The sequence below is a fragment of the Hymenobacter sp. IS2118 genome (assembly GCF_000715495.1).
Lineage (GTDB): Bacteria > Bacteroidota > Bacteroidia > Cytophagales > Hymenobacteraceae > Hymenobacter.
In genome coordinates, this window is the sequence record NZ_JNLX01000095.1 from 1 (window position 1) to 21,302 (window position 21,302).

At 61.0% G+C, this 21,302-nt stretch carries 14 protein-coding genes; 4 read left to right on the forward strand and 10 right to left on the reverse strand.

Going from position 1 to position 21,302, the window contains the following annotated elements; translation table 11 throughout:
- Window positions 1–536: hypothetical protein (locus tag GM79_RS08455; protein WP_152559907.1), on the reverse strand; the 536-nt coding region annotated here is incomplete at its 3' end.
- A 151-nt stretch (window positions 537–687) separates the two neighbouring features.
- Window positions 688–2,958, reverse strand: coding sequence for a GEVED domain-containing protein (locus GM79_RS08460; protein WP_161787140.1), 2,271 nt, complete (start codon window positions 2,956–2,958; stop codon window positions 688–690).
- A gap of 287 nt (window positions 2,959–3,245) precedes the next feature.
- Between GM79_RS08460 and GM79_RS08465 the strand changes: the two genes are divergently transcribed.
- Window positions 3,246–4,049, forward strand: a complete 804-nt coding sequence (locus GM79_RS08465; protein ID WP_035562245.1) for an SDR family oxidoreductase — start codon at window positions 3,246–3,248, stop codon at window positions 4,047–4,049.
- Between the two features lie 250 nt (window positions 4,050–4,299).
- Here the strand turns inward: GM79_RS08465 and GM79_RS08470 are convergent, their stop codons facing one another.
- Complete coding sequence (locus tag GM79_RS08470; protein ID WP_235184012.1) at window positions 4,300–6,018, reverse strand: S8 family peptidase; 1,719 nt, start codon at window positions 6,016–6,018, stop codon at window positions 4,300–4,302.
- A gap of 157 nt (window positions 6,019–6,175) precedes the next feature.
- Between GM79_RS08470 and GM79_RS08475 the strand changes: the two genes are divergently transcribed.
- From GM79_RS08475 to GM79_RS08485, 3 genes are all read left to right on the forward strand, one after another.
- Window positions 6,176–6,787, forward strand: a complete 612-nt coding sequence (locus tag GM79_RS08475; protein ID WP_035562251.1) for a Uma2 family endonuclease — start codon at window positions 6,176–6,178, stop codon at window positions 6,785–6,787.
- Window positions 6,788–6,812: 25 nt separating this feature from the next.
- Window positions 6,813–9,401, forward strand: a complete 2,589-nt coding sequence (locus tag GM79_RS08480; protein ID WP_035562228.1) for a PIG-L family deacetylase — start codon at window positions 6,813–6,815, stop codon at window positions 9,399–9,401.
- A gap of 401 nt (window positions 9,402–9,802) precedes the next feature.
- The gene (locus tag GM79_RS08485) at window positions 9,803–11,182 is read left to right on the forward strand and encodes an aspartate kinase (protein ID WP_035562231.1); all 1,380 of its coding nucleotides are present in this window, start codon (window positions 9,803–9,805) and stop codon (window positions 11,180–11,182) included.
- A gap of 249 nt (window positions 11,183–11,431) precedes the next feature.
- Here the strand turns inward: GM79_RS08485 and GM79_RS08490 are convergent, their stop codons facing one another.
- From GM79_RS08490 to GM79_RS08520, 7 genes are all read right to left on the reverse strand, one after another.
- Window positions 11,432–12,358 carry a DUF2911 domain-containing protein gene (locus tag GM79_RS08490; RefSeq protein WP_035562234.1) on the reverse strand — a complete coding sequence of 309 codons (927 nt, stop codon included), beginning with the start codon at window positions 12,356–12,358 and terminating at the stop codon, window positions 11,432–11,434.
- A 319-nt stretch (window positions 12,359–12,677) separates the two neighbouring features.
- A complete protein-coding gene (locus GM79_RS08495) occupies window positions 12,678–14,510 on the reverse strand; it encodes an ABC transporter ATP-binding protein (protein WP_035562236.1) in 1,833 nt (610 codons plus the stop codon).
- Window positions 14,511–14,564: 54 nt separating this feature from the next.
- On the reverse strand, window positions 14,565–15,074 hold the full coding sequence (locus GM79_RS22875; RefSeq protein WP_051718677.1) for an energy transducer TonB: 510 nt from the start codon (window positions 15,072–15,074) through the stop codon (window positions 14,565–14,567).
- Between the two features lie 78 nt (window positions 15,075–15,152).
- Window positions 15,153–16,655: a sodium:solute symporter gene (locus tag GM79_RS08505; RefSeq protein WP_035562238.1), complete on the reverse strand. Its 1,503-nt coding sequence runs from the start codon at window positions 16,653–16,655 to the stop codon at window positions 15,153–15,155.
- A gap of 236 nt (window positions 16,656–16,891) precedes the next feature.
- Window positions 16,892–17,899: an MBL fold metallo-hydrolase gene (locus GM79_RS08510; RefSeq protein WP_035562242.1), complete on the reverse strand. Its 1,008-nt coding sequence runs from the start codon at window positions 17,897–17,899 to the stop codon at window positions 16,892–16,894.
- Window positions 17,900–17,995: 96 nt separating this feature from the next.
- The gene (locus GM79_RS08515) at window positions 17,996–19,972 is read right to left on the reverse strand and encodes a M61 family metallopeptidase (protein WP_081867636.1); all 1,977 of its coding nucleotides are present in this window, start codon (window positions 19,970–19,972) and stop codon (window positions 17,996–17,998) included.
- 133 nt (window positions 19,973–20,105) lie between these two features.
- Window positions 20,106–21,218, reverse strand: a complete 1,113-nt coding sequence (locus tag GM79_RS08520; protein ID WP_035560846.1) for an IS4 family transposase — start codon at window positions 21,216–21,218, stop codon at window positions 20,106–20,108.
- Window positions 21,219–21,302 lie beyond the last annotated feature (84 nt).

The window sequence follows — 21,302 nt, forward strand, 5'->3', positions numbered from 1 at the left end:
GGCGGGGCCATACTCACGTACAGGGTGAGCGGCTGCTGGCCGGGGTCGAAGATGTTGGTGATGGTGTTGTTGCGCGCCTGCACCGAGTACACGGCGTAGTAGCCGACAGACGAGGCCGGTAGGTTCACCGTCTGCACGTAGCGCAGCAGGTAAAACGGCTGGTAGGGGCCGGCCACCGCGCAGCCCAGCGGTATCGGGGGCAGTACCGGCTGGGGGTTGGGCGGCCCCTGGCGCAGGGCCCTGAAGCGACCAATGTAGTTGGCGGTGGCGTCGCTGTTGTAAATCTCTACTTCGGCAAACTCGGGGTAAGGGGCAATGCCGCTGTTGGGGTTGGCCACATTGTAGAGGCCGTTGCTGTAGATGGAAACGGTGATTTCGTAGCGAAACGGCGCGCCCGCCGGACCGTTGGCATCGAGGTAGCGGTAGCTCATCTCGCCGCCCAGCAGGTGAGTCGCCTGCGCGGCCTGGCCGCCCAATAGAAAAAAGCCCAGCAGAGCCATCGACCCCAAAAAACGCCGAAGTAGAAGTGTAAACATATAAATGGTAGGTGAGTGCTTCGCTATTGGTTGTTAGTTGCCAGGTGTTGGTTGTCGGTTGTTAGTTGTCGGTTGTTAAGCAGTGGTGCGAAAGCAAACGCCCATTGGATGACCGACAACTAACAACGAGCAACTATACAGCCCGGCGGTGCTACTCGCGCACCACGCGGCGCACGGCGGTCTGGCCCTGGGCATCGCGCAGGCGCAGCACGTACACACCCGGCGCCAGGGCGCTCAGGTCCAGCGCGGCTTCGGCGGTAGGGGCCAGGCGCAGAGTGGTGCGCAGCAGGGTGGCGCCCAGCAGGTTTTGCACTTCGGCGGCGTAGGTACCGGCGGCGCTGGGCTCGGTCAGGCGCAGGTGCAGGCGGCCATCGGGGGTGGGGTTGGGAAATACGACGAGGGCCGGCAGGGCTAGCTGGGCGCGGGTGGCCAGGGGCATCACGCGCAGCTGGTAGTCCTCCACCTCGGCGTTGAGCACGTTGCCCGAGCAGGCGGGAATGGTGTTGGTATTCACCACGCTCAGCACGCGCATGCGGGTGTTGAGGGCGCCGCTGTTGGCCGGCGGCGTGAAGCTGGCCTCGTAAGTGGCCGCGCTGGCGCCGCTGGTTACGCCGTCGGCCACCAGCTCCGTGTTGTCAAAAACACCGTTCGTATCCCAATCCACCCACACGAAGGTGCGGTGCATGATGGCCAGGTTGGTGGTGACGGAAAGCGCGACCGGGCGGCCGGACCCAATGGTGATGGCTTGGTTGGTGTAGTTGGCGTAGCCGCCGGGCGCGCTGCCCGTCACGTTGGCGTAGGCGGGCTGGGCCGTGCTCACGCGCACAGCCGTGATGAAGAAAGGAGTGGGAAGCAAAGTGCCGCCCGAGTTGTAGCCACCCGTCCCGTTGGCCGCACAGTAGTTGAGGCAGGGCAATTGGATGCGCACGGCATTCAGGCGCGTGACGCTGGCCGTGCCATTGGCGTTGGTGGCCGCCAGGGTCACGTTGTAGGTGCCGGCCGTGGTGTATTGGTGGCTGGGGTTTTGCTCGGTGCTGGTGCTGCCGTCGCCAAAATCCCAGCGCCAGGCCGTGGGCATATTGGTGGTGCGGTCGGTGAACTGCACGGGATTTACGCAGCCTCCGGCCATGTAATTGCTTGAAAAACTGACGAATGGGGGTAGTGTGTTGGCCCGGCCCACCACGGTGTAGTCCTCAACCTGGCCGCTCACCGGGCGGGTGCAGGGGCCGGGGTTGTTGCCCACGGCATCGGCCACCACCCGCAGGCGCAGGCCCTGGTCGAGCACGGCGCCCGCCGGCAAACTTATGGTGGTGCTGGCGCCGGGGCTGGGCGTGTTCAGGCTTTCAAACAGCAGCTCGGAAGTGGCAAACACGCCGTCGTTGTTGGCATCGAGGTACACCCGAATATCGTGCGGATTGGTGCCGCCCGTGGTAATGGTCATCGGGTAGGGCACGTCGAGGGTAAGCTCGGTGCGCTGGGGGCAGGTGAAATCCTGATAGCCGGCGCTGCCGTTGGCCGAGGAATTCTCGATGGTATTGAGCTCGAACTTGGTGATGCCGTAGCTGGCGAAGTAGTTCACAGTTTGGGGCGCGCAGCTGGCCGCGGCCGGCACCAGGCTGTCGTATACCACGCTGGTGGTAGCGCTGGTGTTGGTGCCGGCCGCGTTGGTGGCTTGCAGGCTCACGCGGTAGGTGCCGGCCGTGGCGTAGCAGTGGCGGGGGCTTCGCTCGGTGCTGCTGGTGCCGTCGCCAAAATCCCACAGCCAGGACGTGGGCAGGTTCTGGCTGGCATCGGTGAACTGCACGCAGCCCGTGCAGGTGAGCAGGCCGTCGGTGGTGAAGGCCGCGGCGGGCGCGCTCATGTTGCTGGCCAGCGTCACGCTGTAGTCCTCGGTTTGAGAATACTGCGGCGTAGAGCAGGAAGTGGGTACCACGCCATCGGCAAAGTCGGCGGCCACGCGCAGGCGCAGGCGGCTGCCCACGGTGGCCCCGGTCGGCGGCGTAATGGTGCCCGTGTGCACCAGCCGGTTGTTGGAGCTGAACACCAGCTCGTTGTTGCCGGTGAAGGCGCCGTCGTTATTATAGTCAATCCAGACGCGCACGTTTTCCGGCGTGCCGGCATTGGTGCGGATGCTGATGGGGTAGCTCTGGCCCAGCAGCAGGGCGGCATTGAGGGTGCAGCTGTAGTCCTGGTAGCCCTCGCTCTGGCCGGCGGTGGTGTTGTTGATGAGTGTCGTGCCCAGCGTCACGTTCAGAATGCCCATGCCGAAAGCTGCGGCCTGGGGGCTGCTGGCCCGGCCCGGCGTGCAGGTGGGCGCTACCGGGCAAGTGGTTTGGGCCACCGCCGCCGCAGGGCCAAATAGCAGTAAAACGGCCACAATGCCTGGCCCAACGCAAAACCAGAAACGTAGGAGTGAAGCCATAGAATAATTAAATGGGAACGGGTAGAATTCAGTGGCTAAATGTACGCACGAAACGAAGATAGCGCCCCTCATAATACCATTTCAGTACCCGCAATGGCCCCGTTTCTGATTCATTCCAAAAGGCGATTCTTTGGTTGGCCGGGCTGCCGGCAGTGGGGTGCCTGGCAGAAGCCCGCCGGCGGGCAATGCTGCCAGCCCCGGCCAACTAGGGCCAGTGGGCCGTAAGTTTGCCGCTTTCACTACGCCGGCACCCGGCTATGGGCGCCGGCAACCGTTGTTTTCAGCTTATGCCCACGCAAACAGTACTTATCACGGGCGGCACCTCGGGCATTGGCCGGGCGTGCGCGCTGGCTTTCGGCCGCGCCGGCTACCAGGTGGCCTTCACCGGGCGCGACGAGGCCCGGCTGGCCGAAACGGCCCAGGCGCTAACTGCCGCCGGCATCGCCAACCTGCCCGTGCGGGCCGATGTGGGCGACGAAACCGCCGCCGCCCGCGCCATCACGGAAACCGTGGCCCGCTTCGGCAGCCTCAACGTGCTCATCAACAATGCCGGCATTTCCATGCGGGCCCGCTTCCAGGACGCCGACCTCGATGTCATCAAGCGGCTCATGCAGACCAACTTTTTCGGCACCGTTTTCACCACCAAATTTGCGCTGCCGCACCTGCTGGCCAGCCGGGGCAGCATCGTGGGCATCAGCAGCATTGCCGGCTACCGGGGCCTGCCGGGCCGCACCGGCTACTCAGCCTCCAAGTTTGCCATGAATGGCTTCCTCGAAGCCCTGCGCACGGAGCTGCTCGACGAGGGCGTGCACGTACTCACGGCCGCGCCCGGCTTCACAGCTTCCAACATCCGCCAGGTGGCGCTGGCCGCCAACGGTGCCGCGCAAGGCGAGTCGCCGCGCGACGAGGGCGCCATGATGAGCAGCGAAACCGTGGCCGATGAAATTCTGCGGGCTGTGCAGCAGCGCCGCCGCTCCCTGGTGCTCACCGGCCAGGGCAAATTCACGGTTTTTATGAATAAGCTCCTGCCGGGGCTCATGGATAAGCTGGTATTGAACCATTTCCGGAAAGAGGAAAAGGGCGTGTTGTAGGCGTTTTTCCCAGTCGGTCACGCCTCACCCTCCTACTCCAGAGTTGATACGTTCTAGCTCGCCGCCCGTGTACCCCATCCCCCAGCCCCTTCCCCCGGAGGGGAAGGGGAGCTAGGTTTTAGCTATAAAAAATTAAACACCAGCAGATTAAGTGCCGTAACTAGTTCCCCTTCCCCAGGGGAAGGGGCTAGGGGATGGGGTACACGGGCGGCGAGATAGAACGTATCAACTCTGGGGGCCGGGGATGAGGTTACAGCGTTGACTTCTCCGCCAGCTTCACGGCTTCGTACATATCCACCACGCCGCCGGTTACGGAAAGGGTCGAAAAATCAACCATTTTATCGGAGCCCGGCAGGTTCACTTTGGTGCGGTGCACCTGGGCCGACTGCATGATGATGCGCTTGAGGTCGGCGGCCGTGAGCTTGGGGAAGTAGGACTTTAGCACCGCCGCCACGCCGGCCGTCACGGGCGAGGCCATGCTGGTGCCGCTCTCGTTGCCAAAGGTGCTGCCGGGCAGGGTGCTGAAAATGGCCACGCCGGGCGCAAACACGTCCACGCCTTTTTTGCTGTAGTTCGAGAACGAGGCCGTGAGCTGGGCGTTGTCGCGCGGGCCAGAAGCGCCCACCGTGAGCAGGTTGGGCACGGTCGCGTTGTTGATGTAGAACGAGGCCGGGAAGTTGCTGGTCACGTCGAGGTTGGCGTTTTCGTTGCCGGCGGCGTGTACCAGCAGCACGTTTTTGCCGGCCGCGTACTTAAAGGCGGCTTCCACTGCCTCGCGCTGGGGCGAAAATTCCTTGCCGAAGCTCATGTTGATTATTTGCGCGCCGTTGTCCACGGCGTAGCGGATGGCGTTGGCAATGTCCTTGTCGCGCTCGTCGCCATCGGGCACGGCCCGCACCGTCATGATGCGCACCGGCGCGGGCGCAATGCCCATTACGCCGAGGTTGTTGTCGCGCACGGCCGCGATGATGCCCGAAACGTGGGTGCCGTGCAGCGGGTCGGGGCCGTGAATGTCGCTGTTGCCGTAGTAGCGCTCGGTGAGGTCGCTGGCGTTGTCTTTGATGATGTCGGCACGCGGATTAAAATCCAGATTCAGGGAGTTTTCCAGCAGGCTGCGCTCCTGTTTTACACCGTCGTTCAACTGTTTGAGCAGCTCGTCGGCATCGGCCGAGTTGGTCTGGCTCATCATGTCGAGCAGGCCGGCAATGGCGCGCGTCAGGTTGGGGTCGTCGGTTTTGGCGGCGCGCAGGGCCGTGGTGTCCAGGGTGCTCACGCCCAGGGCCTGCTTCATGTTGCCCACCATCGTGGTGAGGGGCTCGGCCATGCCTTCCATTTGCTGGGCGCGCTCGGTTTCTTCGGTGAGGCGGGTTTTGTAAGTCTTTTCGGCTTTCACAAACAGGGCGTAATCGGCCTTGTCGGCGGGCTTCACGGTGGCGGCGGTTTTGCCCTTGAAGCGCAGGCGGCCGGCGGCCACGATGCGGGTCATTTCCAGGGTTTCGGCGTTCACGTTGCGGCCGTCGGCCCCGCCCAGGAAGTTCCAGCCGTGCACGTCATCGATGTAGCCGTTCTTGTCGTCGTCGATGCCGTTGCCGGGAATTTCGCCGGCGTTGGTCCACAGCACGGCTTTCAGGTCCACGTGCGCCGTGTCGATGCCCGAATCAATAACGGCCACGATAACGGGCGTGGCTACGCGGTTTTTCAGGATTTCGGCGTACGTGCGGGTGGCGCCCACGCCGGGCACCTTATCGAGGCGCGGGTCTTTCAAATACCACTGCGAGGCGCTGAGGTCGCCAACCGGCGCGGGTTTGGGCGCGGCGGCGGGCGTGGCTTCAGGCGTCGGCATCACGGCTGGGGCGGGCGTACTCACGGCGGTGGCGGCAGCGCTGGCCTGGGGCCGGCGGGCACAAGCGGAAAGGAGCGTAGCGGCCACGAGTACGGGCAGCGATACGCGGGAAAAGTGTAGCGTCATAAAGCAGGAAATGGCCGTCTGGGTGCGGCTGAGGTAGGAGGTTAACTGAATTCACTGCAAATGAAGTTCAGCCGGGCTAAAGATGAGCCCCACCGGCCTGATGTTGCGCCGGGGCTCCTTGCGCCCCCAATCGCAGGGTCTGGCGTATTTTTGCTTTATGCCCACGCCCATCACTTCCCTCGCCGACCTCAACCTCAACAACACGTATTCTTACGCCGACTACCTCACCTGGCAGTTTACGGAGGTAGTGGAGCTGCTGCGCGGCAAAATCATGCGCCGCATGAGCGCCCCCACCGACCGCCACCAGGCGCTGGTGGGCGAATTTCACTTCCTTCTGAAAGGACATCTGCGGCGGCAGGCCTGTCAGGTGCGGGTGGCCCCCTACGACGTGCGCCTGCCCAAACCCGGCAGCTCCGCCGACGCGGCCATCTACTCCGTGGTGCAGCCCGATTTGTGCGTTATCTGCGACCCCGGTAAGATTGAGCCGCGCGGCTGCCTCGGGCCGCCCGACCTGATTGTGGAAGTGGTATCGCCGCGCACGGCCGCTCGCGACTGGAAAGATAAATTCGACCTCTACGAAGAAGCCGGCGTACTCGAATACTGGATAGTGCTGCCCCACGAAAACGACATTTCAGTGTTCGTGCTCGACGAAACCACCGCCCGCTACCGCCTCGTCGGCGAGTACGCTGGGCCCGGCCCCATCCCGTGCCGCACCCTGCCGGGGCTGAACCTGGATTGGTCCGACATTTTTTCGGAAAACCCGGCCTAATCCGCCGCTCACGCTTACTTCGTTCATGACTCGTTTCCTCCGCCCGCTGGCCGCCCTGGCCGTATTCTTAATTACTAATTCTCAATTACTAATTGGCGAAGCCCGCGCCCAGGCGCCCAAAACCTACACTTCCTCCGAAATTCTGCTGGGCCTGAAAAAGCTCAACGTGCTGGGCTCGGTGCTCTACATCGCCGCCCACCCCGACGATGAGAACACGCGCCTCATTGCCTACCTGGCCAACGAGCGCCTGCTCGAAACCGGCTACCTCAGCCTCACCCGCGGCGACGGCGGCCAGAACCTCATCGGCCCGGAGCTGCGCGAGGGCCTGGGCGTGATTCGGACCCAGGAGCTGCTCGCGGCCCGGCGCACCGATGGCGGCCGGCAGTTCTTCACCCGCGCCAACGACTTCGGCTTCTCCAAAACCTCGGACGAAACCTTCCGCATCTGGGACAAGGAGCAGGTGCTGGCCGACATGGTGTGGGTGATTCGCCAGCGCCGGCCCGATGTGCTCATCGCCCGCTTCCCGCCCGATGCCCGCGCCGGCCACGGCCACCACGCCGCCAGCGCCATCCTCGCCGCCGAAGCCTTCGATGCCGCGGGCGACCCCAAGCGCTTCCCCGAGCAACTGCAATACGTGCAAGCCTGGCAGCCCAAGCGCCTGTTCTGGAACACCGGTAGCTTCTTCGTGAAGCCCGGCGAAGACATGGCCGGCTACCTCAAGCTTGATGCCGGCGGCTATAATCCGCTACTTGGGCAGTCGTACGGCGAAATCGCGGCCCGCAGCCGCAGCAACCACCGCAGCCAGGGCTTCGGCTCGGCTGCCCAGCGGGGCGAAGCGCTGGAGTATTTCCAGCTGGTGAAGGGCGCGCCGGCTTCCAACGGCCTGTTCGACGGCGTGGACTTGACGTGGAACCGGGTGCCCGGCGGCGCGGCAGTGGGCAAGCTCATCGAGGAGGTAATTCGCAAGTATGATGCGAGCAACCCGAGTGCCAGCGTGGCGGGGCTGCTGAAGGTGCGGGAGTTGTTATTTGAAGCTGATGCAGGGAGGCTTTGGACGCCAAATAAATGGCAAGCAACAGAAACACTGATACGAGCTTGTTTAGGTCTACGTGCAGAAGCGGTGGCGTTAGATTCAAAAGCTGTAACCGACCTATCGACCAAAGACGGAAAATTGCCGCGTTCACTGATTGTATGTGAAATTGTTAAATCCTCTGGAGTACTGCTCAAACTGGAAAAAATGGTAGCTTATGCTGACCTTGATGCAACTGATGTTGTCAACATCAACAATCGTTTGAGTGTGTCGACAACTTATGGGATTGATTTATTAAATAATAAAAAATTCATCGATACCCTGCGTATCCAAGAAAGTTTTACTAACAATTTGGCTTCACAGCCTTATTGGCTTCGTGATGTATCAACTAATGGTATGTACAAGGTTGCTGAACAAATGAACCGTGGCTACCCAGAAAACGAAGCGGTGGCTAAAGTAGGAATTAGTCTTACCCTGTACAGTAAGAAAGACAGAAAATACAAGGAGAGTTTGTATTTCATTATCCCCGTGCAATACAAGCACACCGACCCCGTGCTCGGCGAGCTCTACCAACCGCTGGTCGTGGTGCCGCCCGTGGCCGTGAACCTGCCCGCCGCCCGCGCCTACGTCTTCGCCGATGCCCAGCCCAAGACCGTGCCCGTGACCCTCAAAGCCGGCCGCGCGGGCGTGGCTGGCACGCTGGCCCTCACCCTGCCCCCCGGCTGGACCAGCACCCCCGCCAGCCAGTCCTTCGCCCTCGCCGCCAAAGACGCCGAGCAAACCGTGGAGTTCCGCGTGCAGCCCGGCCCCAGCGCCGCCCCCGGCAAAGCCGAGCTGCGCGCCGCAGCCACCGTCGACGGCCAGGCGTACAGCCGGGGCATCCAGCAAATTATTTACCCCCACATTCCCACCCAAACGCTATTTCCCGAAGCCGTGGCCCCGCTGGTGAAGCTGGAGCTAAAGCGCAAGGGCCAGCAGGTGGCCTACCTCATGGGCGCCGGCGACGAGGTGCCCGACGCCCTGCGCCAGCTCGGCTACACCGTAACGCTGGTGGAACCCCAGGACCTCACCGCGCCCAACCTCAAGCAATACGATGCCCTGGTGGTGGGCGTGCGGGCCTACAACACCGTGGAGCGCCTCAAAACCCAGCAGCCCGAAATTCTCAAATACATTGAGCAGGGCGGCAACGTAATCGTGCAGTACGTGGTGAACCGGGGCACGGTGCTGCCCGAAATCGGCCCTTACCCGATGACGCTTTCCCGCGACCGGGTGACGGTGGAGGACGCCCCCGTCACGCTCAGCAACCACCCGCTGCTGCAAAGCCCCAACAAAATCACGGCCCAGGATTTCCAGGGCTGGGTGCAGGAGCAGGGCCTGTACTACCCCTCGAAGTGGGACCCGAAATACCAGACCGTCATCAGCAGCGCCGACCCCGGCGAGCCGGCCACGCAGGGCGCCATTCTGGTGGCTGATTACGGCAAGGGCCACTACATCTACACCGGCCTCTCGCTGTTTCGGGAGCTGCCCGCCGGCGTACCCGGCGCCTTCCGCCTGCTGGCCAACATGGTGAGCTACGGCAAGTAGCTGGTCACCTCACCCCCGGCCCCTTTCCAGAAAAGAGGGGAGCCACAACCGGGTGTCGTTTAAACAATAGATTTGTTCCCGAATAAGCAGAAACGAAAAAAGCGAGTCATGCTGAGCGCAGCCGAAGCAGCTCTACCGCGCAACTAATCCAATCGACTCAAGGAAGCGGTAGAGCTGCTTCGGCTGCGCTCAGCATGACCGTCGATTTTACGCTTTTCTGTATTTTAGGAACAAGTCTAATCTCTAATCTCAACTTGCAAGTCGAATAAGCAATCAACTGCTTAAGAGACCTGTGTAATTTTTAAAAAAAAGCTTATCCTGGCTAATCTGCGCCGCCGTGGCTTCCCTCTTCTGGGAAGAAGGGCCGGGGGTGAGGTTGCAGCGGGGAGGGTACCCAGCCCATGCTCACAGTAGAAAAAATCGGCGGCACGTCCATGACTGCCTTCGCCCAGGTGCTCGATAACATCATTTTTCACCAGCGCGAGGGCGCGGCGCTGTACAACCGCATTTTCGTGGTTTCGGCCTACGCCAACGTCACCAACTGGCTGCTGGAGAACAAGAAAACCGGCGCGCCCGGCGTGTACCACCGCATCACCCAGCACCAGGAGTTTCGGGCGGCGCTACAGGAGGTTGCCGAGCAGCTCAAAGCGCTAAACCAGGAATACGAGCCGCTGGGGCTGGATGTGGCCGTGGCCGATGCCTTCATTCAGCAGCGCATCGCCCAGGCCCAAATCTACCTCGACAGCCTCACCAACGTGCTGGCCTCGGGCTACGTGAACAGCACCAACATTCTGCAGGCCGCCCGCGAAATCCTGGCCTCGATAGGGGAGGCGCACTCGGCCTTCAACTCCGTCAATATCCTGCAAAATCGGGGCCTGCATGCCACGCTGGTCGACCTCAGCGGCTTCGAAGATGCGCGGGCCCTGACCATCGACGAGCGGATTGAGCAGGCATTTGCAGGCATCGATTTCGCCAATACCATTTGCGTGGCCACCGGCTATACCAAGGGCACCGAGGGCATTATGCGGGAGTTCGACCGCGGGTATTCGGAAGTTACCTTCAGTAAGATTGCCGTGGCCGTGCGGCCGGGCGAGGCTATTATTCACAAGGAATACCACCTCTGCTCGGCCGACCCCAACCTGGTGGGCCTTTATAATTGCCGCCCCGTGGGCTTCACCAACTACGACGTGGCCGACCAACTTGCCGACGTGGGCATGGAGGCCATTCACCCCAAAGCCTCGAAGCCGCTGGAGCTAAACGCCATCGACCTGCGCATCAAAAACACCTTCGAGCCCGCGCACCCCGGCACGCTCATCACCCGCGACTTCGTGGCCGCCCGCAAGCACGTTGAAGTCATCACCGGCACCGACAAAGTGGTGCTCATCGACATTCACGACCCGCTGATGGTGGGCACAGCCGGCTTCGACCTGCACCTGATGCAGGTGTTTTTCGACCTCGACGTGAGCTACATTTTCAAGGCCACCAGCGCCAACAGCATCACCCTGCTCATTTGGCAAAAAGACCTGCTGCCATCCTTGCTGGCCGCCCTACACGCCAAGTACGAAAAGGTCACCATCGAAGAAGCCGCCCTGGTCTGCCTCATCGGCTCCAACATCGACGAGCCTGGCCTGCTGGCCCGCGCCGCCGGCGCCCTGGCCGATGCCGGCATCAACATTCGCAGCGCGGGTTTTGCGCTCCGCAAAGTGAACATTCAGTTTATAGTAGGCCGCGAAGAATACCAGCCCGCCATCGTGGCTCTGAACGCCGCCCTGGGCCGGTAGCGCCGGGAGCCGTCGGTTGCCGCACTATGCACCACGCGCCTAGTCGCAGACAACTAAAAGCCCCATTGCAATGCTGCAATGGGGCTTTTAGTTGCTGGTGCGTAAGTAAGCGTACCTAAAAAGTTGTCATGCTGAGCTTGTCGAAGCATCTCTACCGCTCCGTCAATACCGTTCAATGAGGCGGTAGAAATGCTTCGACAAGCTCAGCATGACACCTTGTATAGAATAAGATTACCTATGCGGGAGGGTTTACTTACCCATCTTTTTGGCCGTTGCCATCAGGTCTTCGTTCATCTTCACATACTCCCCGTTGGGAGGCGTGGAGGCAAGGGCGCCTTTCTTAGAAGCTTCCGCCGCTTTGATGGCGCCTTCGTAGTCCTTCATTTTCAGGCGCATTTTGGCTTCCGAGTGCAGGTTCCAGAACTTGGCATCGGTGGCGTTGGCTTTTTCCATCCAGGCCACGGCTTGCTTCATGTCCTTGTTATTGTCGGCGTAGTACACGGCGGCGGCGGCGAGGTCGCCGGCAGCAGGTGAGGCATTTTTGGTGATTTTCTCATCAATCTGCGCCATCACCTTGCTGTCCACATCGGCCACTACCTTGAACTTGACACCGGTCAGGGCCCACTCCATGGCCACGTTGGCGGTGGCGGGGGTCAGGTCGGTAAAGTTGATGGTGAAGGTTTCCACCATGCCCATGTTTTTGGCCGTGAGATTCTGCGCGATAATGCCGGGCAGGGTGTACGACTTCACCGTGAAGCGGGCCACGTCCTCGTCGTCTTTGTAGCCGTCGACATTGGCGCCCAGCTTGGTGTTTTTGTTAAGTACCACCATCCATTCTGTCTTGTTCGGGATGGTGTAGATGGCATACTCGCCGGCGGCCACCTTTTTGCCCTCCACCGTGACATCGTCCGAAAACTTGATGGTGGTGGAGCCATTGGCGCCCGTGCGCCAGCGGTTGCCGGTGGGCGCCAGCGGGGATTTGCTACCAAACGCGGCGCGGCCCTTCAGGCTCGGCCGCGAATACGCGATGGTAACATCGGTGAGGCCCACGCGCTGCATCACGGTGCTAGCTGGGCTGGGTGCAGGCGTTCTGATTTGGGCCTGGGCAGCCGGAGCGGCTAGCATGGTAACGGCCGTAGCGAAGGCAACAGGAAGGGTCAGCAAGTACTTGCTCATCGGTAAAAAGGAAATGGTTGATTACAGGCGTAAAAGTACGAAACCCGCGCTTGGGGCGCGGGTTTTGAGATAGTATCAAGTAAAAGAGCCGTACTAAGTTGTGCCAATCGACTTGTTCAATCGCACCCAGGCGCTAACCTCACCCCCTAACCCCCTCTCCCTAGGAGAGGGGGAACTAGATTTAGTTCTAAAAATCAAGTTGTCAAATGTTAAGGCTAAAAACTAGTTCCCCCTCTCTCAGGGAGAGGGGGTTAGGGGGTGAGGTTAGCGCCTGGGCGCGATTGAACAAGTAGATTAGCACAGATGCTTATAATATCCCTCAGCTCAGCTCAAACTGTAGCTTCAGCAGGTTCGCATAGAGGCCATTGTCGTTATCGGCCAGCTCCTCGTGGGCACCTTGCTCCACGATGCGGCCGCCGTCGATGACCAGGATTTTATCGACTTTGCGAATCGTGCTCAGACGGTGGGCGATGATGATGGAGGTGCGGTTTTTCATCAGCTCGTCCATCGCGCTCTGCACCAGCTTTTCCGACTCCGAATCCAGCGCCGACGTAGCTTCGTCGAGCAGCAGGATAACCGGGTTTTTGAGGATGGCGCGGGCAATGGCCACGCGCTGCCGCTGCCCGCCCGAGAGCTTGATGCCGCGCTCGCCCACTACCGTGTCTAGGGCTTCGGGGAAGGAAGAAATGAACTGCCAGGCGTTGGCCTTGCGCGCTGCTGCAATAATTTCCTCGTCGGTGGCGTCGGTGTTGCCGTAGGCAATGTTCTCGCGGATGCTGCCGCCGAACAGCAGCGTTTCCTGCGGTACAATGCCGATGTGGCGGCGCAGCTCCGTGAGGTCGTAGCTGCTGATGGGCCGGTTGTCAATCAGGATTTCGCCCCCGCTGAGCTCGTAAAACTGCATCAGCAGCGAGACGATGGTACTTTTGCCTGCCCCGCTGGGGCCGACTAACGCAATTTTTTCGCCCGAAGTAATGTCAAACGAGATGTCCTGAAGCACCGGCAAATCGGGCCGGGTGGGGTAGGTGAAAGCCACGTTGCGATAGGCAATGTCGCCGCGCAGTTGTAGCGGCGCCTGGCCGGCTGGCAGTGGCAAATGGGTGGGCTCGCTCGCCTCATCCAGAATTTCCAGAATGCGCTCAGACGCACCCAGCGTGCTCTGCACCTTGCCGTACAGTTCGCCCAGGCCCGCCACCGAAGCGCCGATAAACATGGTGTAGAGGGCAAATGAGGTGAGGTCGCCAATGGTCATCTGGCCGTTTTGGGTGAGCGTTGCCGCCCGCCACAACACCAGAATAATGCCCCCGAACAAGCCGATAATGACGAAGGACACGAAAGCACCGCGGTACAAATTGCTTTTGAGCGCGGCCCGCACTGTATTGGTGAGCGAGGCCGTGTAGCGGCGCGTTTCAAACTGCTCGTTGGTAAACGCCTTCACGGTGTTGATGCCCTGCAGCGTCTCTTCCACCACCACGTTGGCCTTGGCCAGCTCGTCCTGCGTGAGTTTGGACAGCACCCGGATTTTGCGCCCGAACACCATGGCCAGCACCACAATAGGCGGGAAGGTGGCCAGCATAAACAGCGAGAGCTTCACCGACACCACCATGATGAAGATGATGCCCGCCAGCAGCGTGGTCACCTGCCGGAAAAGCTCGGCCAGCGTGAACGAAAACGTGTCCTGAATCTGGGCCACGTCGGAGGTAATGCGGGAAGTGATGGCACCCACCCGGTTTTTCTCGAAATACGGAATGGGCAAGCTCACAAACTTGGCATAAAGGGCCTGCCGGATGTCGCGCACCGTGAACTCGCTCACGCGGGTGAAAAACCAGATGCGCCCAAACGAGAAAATGCCCTGCAACACGATGACGCCGAACAGCCCCAGCGCAATGCGGTTGATGCCCACCGTGAACCCGCCGGGCAACGCCACGGCCCGGCCGTTGGCCACGTCCACCAGCTTGCCGATTATCCACGGAAAAAGCATGGTGGTGGTGCTGCTGAGTACCAGCAGCACCATGCCCCCGATAAAAGTGCCCCGGTAGGGCAGCACGTACCGAAACACCCGCAGGCTGCGTCGAAAGGCTTCTTTGGTCAACTTGGGCTTGGGGGCGTCGGGCGCGCCTTCGCCGCTGGTATTCAATCCGCTACGGGCCATCTACTGCTTGGAAATCAGGAATATGCGCGGACCTGGCCCGTGCACGGGTAAAAATTAGTGCTTCTGCTTTTGCTTGTTGAGCGGCAGGCGGCGGGTTTGTTCTACGGTCATCTCGCCGGCGCCCCCGAAGGGTACGGGCAGCTGAATGAGCACCGGCAGGGGCCGGCCGCGCCGCATGGCGGGCTGCCAACCGCTCATCAGCGTTACCACGCGCTGGGCTTCGGCGTCGCATTCGGGCGAGAGCGACTTCGCCACCACGGGGTTGGTTACCGAGCCGTCCGCGTTCACCGTAGCATTCACGAGCACCACGCCGGAGAGCTGCTTGGCTTTGGCGGCGGCCGGGTAGTTGATGTTTTGCAGGAAAAACAGGCCCAGCGCCTGCTCGCCGCCGGGGTACACGGGGGCGCGGTCGGGGCGGTTGGCGGCGGGGCGGGCCTGCACCTGCATGTCGCCCGGCTTCAGCACAATGGTTTTCTGTTCGGCAGGCGCGGGCGCGGGTTGCTGCGCAAATGCCGCTGGGGAGGCCGCCAGGGCCAATAAAAGCGAGAAAAAAGTCTTGTTCATAGCGCAGATAAAATAAAGGCGGCCTCTGAAAGGTAGACGCGCCGGCCAGCGTAATATTTCGACAATCCGATAATATAGCTAAACCGCCGCCTGGGGCAACGGGTTCACGGCGCCGGGCCGCGAAATAGCCAGCAGGCCCAGGTAAACGAGCGTGCCGTTGAGCAGCAGAATTTCAAAACCGAACTTGTAGCCGTTCAGCCATTCCACGGAGTGCGATACGATGAGCCAGGTCAGGAGCACGGCCGTGACGCAGGTGGGCAGCACAAACCGGTCGCGCAGGTTGCGTTTGGTGAGAATGCCGAAGGCAAAAAGCCCCAGCAGCGGCCCGTAGGTGAAGCCCGCCGCCTTGTACACGGCATCAATCAGACTCTGGTTGTTATAGACTCGGAAAATCAGGATGATAACAATGAGCACCACCGACCAGCCCAGGTGCGTGAGCTGGCGCAGCGTGGTCTGCCGGCTTTCGGGGTACTGCTGAATGTCCAGAAAATCGACGCAGAACGAGGTAGTGAGCGAGGTCAGGGCCGAGTCGGCCGAGGCGTACGTCACGGCAATGATGCCGAGGATGAAGATGATGCCCGCCACCAGCGAAAACTGCGTGGTGGCCAGAAATGGGAACACCTTGTCGGTGTTCAGCGAGCCGTTCAGGTTCAGCAGCTGCGGCAGCTGCTCCAGCTGCAGGCCGCGGGCCGCCGCGTACTTGTACATGAGCACGCCCAGCGTGAGGAACATGATGTTGACGCCCACAATGACGGGCGTGAACCAGAACAGATTTTTTTGGGCCTCGCCCAGGCTGCGGCAGCTCAGGTTTTTCTGCATCAGGTCCTGGTCAAGGCCCGTCATCACGATGGTGATGAACATGCCGGAGGCAAACTGCTTCCAGAAGAACTTGTCGTCCCGGAAATCCGAGAAATACACCTGCGACATCGGGCTGTCCAGCACCGAGCCCACGAGCTGCTTAAACCCATAGTTAAGCTCATCGGCCATGAAGTAGATGCTCAGGCCCACGCAGCTCAGCATGGCCAACGTCTGGAAAGTATCGGTCCAGAGAATGGTTTTCAGCCCGCCCTTAAAGGTGTAGAGGTAGATGAACATGATGCTGACCACCACCGTCACCGAAAACGGCACGCCCATGGCATCAAACACGGCCAGCTGCAGCACGCCCGCCACCAGATACAGCCGCAGTGCCGAGCCCAACGACCTGGAAATCAAAAAGAAAAGCGCGCCCGTTTTGTAGCTCCAGTAGCCAAACCGCTGCTCCAGATACGTGTAGATGGACACCAGCCGCAGCCGGTAGTACAGCGGCATCAGCACGGTGCCAATAACTACGTAGCCGGCCACGAAGCCCATGGCCACTGCCAGGTAGCTCCAGCTTTTGCCGTACACATTGCCCGGCACCGAGATAAACGTGACCCCCGAGAGCGAGGTGCCAATCATTGCAAACGCCACCATGTACCACGGCGCGTTGCGGTTCGCTACAAAGAAACTTTCACTCGTGGCCCCTCGCGAGGTGAGCAGGGCAATGACGATGAGAACAGCAAAATAGCCCCCAACGAGGCTTAGAACGAGAGTAGGTGACATTTAAATCAGGGTGGGAGGGTATGGGGGCAGGCGGTCGTGCTCACCCCATCCCCTAGCCCCTTCCCCTCCGGGAGAAGGGGAACTAGTTTTTAGGTATAAAAATTTAGTTTTTTTAATACTAGAGCTAGTCCCCCTTCTCCCGGAGGGGAAGGGGCTAGGGGATGGGGTGAACCGCGTGCAAAGGTCGTTAGAATAACTCAAGCCCTCTTACCCACCCACCCTCACACCCTAAAAACCTATTCCCAGTCCTGCCAGCGCAGCACCTCGCCTACGGCGGGCGCGTGCAGCTCGCCGCGCAGCATGCCGCTGGCCGCGATGTCGGTGAGCTGCCGGAGCGGCTCGGAGGCGGGCTCGTCCGACAAATCAAACGTGCCATAGTGCATGGGCACCAGGTGGCCGGCCCGCAGCACGTTGGCGGCTTTCGCGGCCTCGTGCGGGTTCACGTGGCTGCGGGCCATCATGTAGGCCGGTTTGTAGGCGCCGATGGGCATCAGCACGATGTCGAGCGGCCCAAACAGCTTTTCGATGTCTTCAAAATGTCCGGCGTAGGAGGTGTCGCCGGCGAAGTAAATCAGCTTATCCGCAACCCGAATGAGGAAGCTGCCCCAGAGCACGCGGTTCACATCGGTCAGGCCACGGCGGTGCCAGTGGGACGCGGGGAGGTAGGTGATTTCCAGCGGCGCGGTCGGGCCTAAGTCGTATTGCTGCCACCAGCCGGCCTCCTGTATGCGCAGGCCGGGCGCCATCTTGCGCAGCAGCGGCCCCATTCGCAGCGAGGACAGTACCTGCATGCCCGGATTCTGGTGGGCCAGCAGGCGCATGGTTTTTTCGTCGAGGTGGTCGCGGTGCCCGTGCGAGAGCAGCAGGTAGTCGATGCCGCGCACCGCTTCGGGCTGGCAGGGGAGAGCGTGGCGGTGCCGCAGCCCCAGCGAACTGAACAACACGGGGTCAAACAGCAGCGTCACGCCTGCCACGCGCAACAAAAAGCTGGCGTGCCCCAGCCAAACCAGCATGTCCTCGGTGGCCGAAAAAATGGCGTTGCAGTCCACTACGGCCGGCGTCCAGGCATCCTGTTTCTTTTCCTCCTTCTGCGGGTTGGTGGACAGCTGCCACCTGAGCAACGTGGAAAGCGCGGGCTCAAACAGCTGTTCGCCGTCGGCAAATTCATTGCCGAAAAGCTTATTGCCGGGGTAGCCGGCCCGCACGGTGGGCAACGCCTCGTTGCGGAGGTAAGAAACGGCCATGAAATAGTGGTTAATGGTTAACGGTTAATGGTTAGCAGTTAACCAGTAATGAATTCTAAATCAGGTTTAATCAGTCAATCGTTAACCACTAACCGCTTAATCCACGGCTTTGCTGGCGAGCCAGGCTTCCCGCAGCTCTTTTTGGCTGGCCGAAACATTCATCTTCTCTATGTTTTCAACGGGTTTTACCTGCATGTTGGGGTCTTCGCTCAGGATAAGCTGGGTAGTTTTTTCGGCGCCATTCCGCATTTTTACTTTCACAAATACCACGTCGCTGGGCGAGTGCTTGCGGAGGATGCCCTCCAGGTCGCTGGCGCTTTTGAGGGGCTTGCCATCGAGCATTAACAGCTGGTCGCCCCGGTCAATGTCGGCTTTATAAAGCCCCGAGCCGACCTGGGTGTTGTCGGCCACGAAGCACCGGCCCTCGCCATCAAACTCAACCTGACGCAGCAGCGCCGTGCCCAGCGTGCGGCTCGGCACCGCGGTCAGGCCCGCCGCCAGCATGCCTTCGCTGAAGCGGGGCTGCTCGCGGCCATACACGTGCCGCCGGAAAAAGCCGTTGGCAAATACCGTGTCCTGGCTCACTTCGCCCAGCACGCGCTGCAGGTCCGGCACGGTGTAGGGCGCGGCGGGCGCGTTGCCCTGCTGCTTGCTGCCAAACTGCTGCCACAGCGCCTGCATGTAGGCATCGAGGGTGGTGCGGTGGTTTTGGCGCAGCTCCAGGTCGAGGGCCAGCGCGATGCCCGCGCCCTGGTCGTAGTACGATAAGTAGTTGTTGACCGAGTTCAGCGGGGCAATGCTGGTGGCCGCGTCGATAAACGCGGCCTGGCGGCTCATGTCGATGGGCGAGGCGTAGCGGGCACCAGGGCTGTTCTGACGCAGGTTCACCCAGCGGCTGAGGTCATCCCAGAACTCCTGCTCCGAAATCAGGCCGGCCCGGCGCAAGGCCAGCCGGCCGTAGTACTGCGTGAAGCCTTCGGCCAGCCAGAGCGCATCGCTCATGTTGGCGCGCTGAAAATCAAATGGTTCCAGGTCGCGCGGGCGCAGGCGCTCCACGTTCCAGGCATGGAAAAACTCGTGCGAGGCCGTGCCCAGGTTGCGCGTGCCGGCTGCTTCGGTTAGCGGGCGCGGGCTGGTGAGCGAAGTCGAGTTGCGATGCTCCATGCCATCGCTGCTGGCCTGGGGCAGGTAGTTGGCGATGAAGGTGTAACGGCCGTAATCAAAGGCCGGCAGCTCGCCAAAAATAGCTTTCTGCTCCTTCACCACCTTCTTTAGTTTCTGCGCAAAGGCATCCACTTCTGCCGCTGGCCCCTGGTAAACAGCCGCCAGCGCAATGGTCTGGTCGCCCTCGGTCCAGGTGCGTACCTGCAAGTCGCCCACCGATACGGGGCTGTCCATCAGGTACTGCAGGTTGGGGGCCGTAAAGGTGTTTTTCTCGCTGCCGGGCCGTAGCTGCGTCGCCACTTTCCAGGCGGCCGGCAGGGCGAATGCTACTTCGGCCGGCCGGTTTTCCAGGCCCGTGGCATAGCACAGCGTGGCCGGAATGTTGAGGTGGGCATACTGCTGGTCGATGCCCGCGTAAGTGCCATCCGTCCGGTCGCCGTACAGGGTATAGCTGAAATTTACGGTGCCGTCGGCGCCCGGCGTCACGTCCCAGCCGTACGGGTCGGGCCGGTTGAGGTCCAGGGGACGATTGGCTCCGTCGGTAGCCACCACGAAATATACGTTTTTGGCAAATTCGTGCAGGGCATAGCGCCCCGGCGAGCTGCGCGCCATCCGCACCTGCAGTACGCCCTTGGGCAGCCCCGCAAACGTAGCCGTGATGCGGGCCTCGTGGTGAATAGCATTGGGAAACGATACCGCGTAGCGCACCGCCGGCCCCACCACAACCTTAGCCGGAACGGGTGCCGGAATTTTGGCGGCTGCTTTAGCCGGGGCTTTAGTGGCTGTTTTGGTTGGGGGTTTAGCTTTGGCCGGGGCTCGAACCGGAGTTTTGACTTTGGCTGGCACTTGTGCCTGTGTCGCACCTAAAGTCAAGGCCCACAATAAGGTAGCGCGTAGAAAAAGCTTCATAACCGGAGGTAAAGTGAATGTGTGCAAAAGAGGCGCAGCGGTCCGAAGTCGCCGCCCGTAAAGTTGCGGAAAATATACAATACCATCAGGTCGCCCGCTTTGGGCTGAGGCATTGGTAGTGAAAAAATCCACTCTACCCTACTATTTTAGGGATTTGATAATAAGTAAGTTGCCGAATAAACCAGTCTAGCAGGGCCATGATTTTACGGGCCACCGGCTCTTGTGGCTGGGCGTGGGGCCGCGTGAGCTGGCGCAACAGATTCAGTCCGTAGCGGCTCAGGCTTGTGGCCCGGCAGCCGTGATTTTTGCGTGGAATGGCCTTGATTTTGCCGTGGGCCATCGTGCCCACGCCCAGACATAGCGCGTAGGCCAGGCTGACCAGAGCCACGAGCTTGCGCAGCTTCTGGTGGCAGCATAAGTGGGTGGCTTCCAGGTTAAAGCCGCGTCCTTTCAGGTTCTGAAAGCACTGCTCAATCGTCCAGCGGCTGGCGTAGAGGCCGCCCAGGTTGCGCAAGCCGGGCGCGGCGAAGAGAAACAGAAACTCCGTGTCGGCCAGCCGCTTGACCCAGACCTGTCCCCAGACCCCAGCCACTTGGCAATGCAGAAAATGCCGCTGCTGCCCTACGGCAAGGCCCAGGGCCGTGACGGCCTGCCGTCGGCCACTAGCAAAGGTGATTTGGTGGTGCTTGGGCAGGCGCATTACAAAAGGCAATTTATTCTTCCGTAGCCAGTTAAGCCAGACATGGCCCACAAACTCCCGGTCCCCCACCACCAGCCCGATGCGGTCGCGGCCCAGCACCTGTACGCAGATTTTGAGCAGGGCAATACGGTCGGCCGCACTGGAGTTCCCGCTGCGGTTGTCGAGCAGTTCCCAATAGAGCGGCAGTTGAAAGTCGCCTCGGCCTACGGTCACGAGCAGGATATTGACCTGGCAGCGGCCGAAGTCCCATTCGGTGCGGTCCAGGCACAGGCGCAGTTTGCCCGTGGCGGGCAGCAAGCGCAGCAGCAGGTGGGCCAGCACCAGATAATTCAGGTCCACCTGCCGAAAAAAGTCCTGAATGCGGGTTTCATTCGAAGCGATTTTCACCGCGTCATTCAGGTGCTGGGCTACCTCGCAAAATTGGACGTTGCGGCTTTTGAGCAGGGCGATAACAAACTGGCTGACAAACTTTTGCCGGGACAGATGGGGCACTAGCTGGACGCGACGCAAAAGCGTCGTAATTTTGGCAATGAGGCTTGGCTTCACGGGGCAGGACGGACAATGGTGTGTAGGAACCCCAAAGGTCGGACTGCCCCGTTTTTATGCCCTAAAGTTTAGTAGGGTAGAGTG

Excerpts from the sequence above, each read along its gene's own strand:
- GM79_RS08460 (WP_161787140.1), bottom strand. The coding sequence starts at position 2,958 with ATGGCTTCACTCCTACGTTTCTGGTTTTGCGTTGGGCCAGGCATTGTG.
- GM79_RS08465 (WP_035562245.1), top strand. The coding sequence starts at position 3,246 with ATGCCCACGCAAACAGTACTTATCACGGGCGGCACCTCGGGCATTGGC.
- GM79_RS08470 (WP_235184012.1), bottom strand. The coding sequence starts at position 6,018 with ATGACGCTACACTTTTCCCGCGTATCGCTGCCCGTACTCGTGGCCGCT.
- GM79_RS08475 (WP_035562251.1), top strand. The coding sequence starts at position 6,176 with ATGCCCACGCCCATCACTTCCCTCGCCGACCTCAACCTCAACAACACG.
- GM79_RS08480 (WP_035562228.1), top strand. The coding sequence starts at position 6,813 with ATGACTCGTTTCCTCCGCCCGCTGGCCGCCCTGGCCGTATTCTTAATT.
- GM79_RS08485 (WP_035562231.1), top strand. The coding sequence starts at position 9,803 with ATGCTCACAGTAGAAAAAATCGGCGGCACGTCCATGACTGCCTTCGCC.
- GM79_RS08490 (WP_035562234.1), bottom strand. The coding sequence starts at position 12,358 with ATGAGCAAGTACTTGCTGACCCTTCCTGTTGCCTTCGCTACGGCCGTT.
- GM79_RS08495 (WP_035562236.1), bottom strand. The coding sequence starts at position 14,510 with ATGGCCCGTAGCGGATTGAATACCAGCGGCGAAGGCGCGCCCGACGCC.
- GM79_RS22875 (WP_051718677.1), bottom strand. The coding sequence starts at position 15,074 with ATGAACAAGACTTTTTTCTCGCTTTTATTGGCCCTGGCGGCCTCCCCA.
- GM79_RS08505 (WP_035562238.1), bottom strand. The coding sequence starts at position 16,655 with ATGTCACCTACTCTCGTTCTAAGCCTCGTTGGGGGCTATTTTGCTGTT.
- GM79_RS08510 (WP_035562242.1), bottom strand. The coding sequence starts at position 17,899 with ATGGCCGTTTCTTACCTCCGCAACGAGGCGTTGCCCACCGTGCGGGCC.
- GM79_RS08515 (WP_081867636.1), bottom strand. The coding sequence starts at position 19,972 with ATGAAGCTTTTTCTACGCGCTACCTTATTGTGGGCCTTGACTTTAGGT.